1 protein-coding gene is annotated in these 1014 nt (G+C 69.8%); it reads right to left on the bottom strand.

Going from position 1 to position 1014, the window contains the following annotated elements; all coding sequences use genetic code 11:
• Window positions 1–872, bottom strand: an 872-nt coding sequence (locus tag ABZ904_RS51370) for an IS5 family transposase (RefSeq protein ID WP_361831262.1), incomplete at its 3' end; no start/stop codon positions are given.
• Window positions 873–1014 lie beyond the last annotated feature (142 nt).

The raw sequence follows: 1014 nt of genomic DNA on the forward strand, positions 1-1014 counted from the left end.
AGGGTCATCGACCAGTAGACCATCGCCTCGGCGCTGGTGGAGCGCCGCTCATAGTCGCGGGCCAGGCGGCGGGTGCGCATCAGGTGGGCGAAGAGGCGCTCGACGATCCACCGCTTGGGCAGCACCACGAACCCCTTCTGGCCGTCGCTGCGTTTGACGATCGCCAGCACCAGCGCGAGCGCGGCCAGGCAGTACTCGACGAGGCTTCCGGTGTAGCCGCCGTCGGCCCAGACCAGAGCCAGCCGGTGGTGTGCATCGGCCACCTGCTCGAGCAGGACCTGGGCGGCGGTGCGGTCGCCGACATCCGCGGCGGTGACCATCACGCCCAGCAGCAGGCCGAGCGTGTCGACCACGACGTGCCGCTTGCGCCCGTTGATCAGCTTGCCGCCGTCGAAGCCGCGGCTGTCCGAGCCGACGACGGCGTCCGCCTTGACCGACTGCGAGTCGATCACCCCGGCCGTCGGCTCCGCGTCCCGCCCCGCCCTCTCGCGGACCTTCGCGCGCAGCCGGTCGTGGAACTCCTTCACCAGCGCGTGGTCGCGCCAGCGGCGGAAGAACGCGTAGACACGGTCCCACGGCGGGAAGTCGGCCGGCATGGCGCGCCACTTGATGCCGTTGTCCACGAGGTAGCGGATCGCATCGAGTATCGCCCGGTGGCAGTACGCCTCCGGCTGTCCGCCGCGGCCGCGCAGCCAGCCCGGCACCGGCAGCAGTGGGCGAACGACGGCCCACTCCGCGTCCGTCATATCGGTCGGGTACCGGCGCTCGCACATCGGGTTGTCGGCAGCGTTCCCGAACCGGTGAGCCAGGCAGTCACACTCCCGGGTGACCGAGTTGGACGGCCCGGACATCGGCACGGAAGACTGCGACACCAGGGGCCTCCTGCTGCTCGGTGATTCGACACCAACGAGCTGTTCAGGAGGCCCCGCTCGTATGCGCCGAGCACCCCGCGACCACCCAATCGGGACTCCCATTCGATCGGCAAACCCCAAGATCGGTACGACAACAGCTACT

This window comes from Streptomyces sp. NPDC046900, assembly GCF_040644975.1.
Classification (GTDB): domain Bacteria; phylum Actinomycetota; class Actinomycetes; order Streptomycetales; family Streptomycetaceae; genus Streptomyces.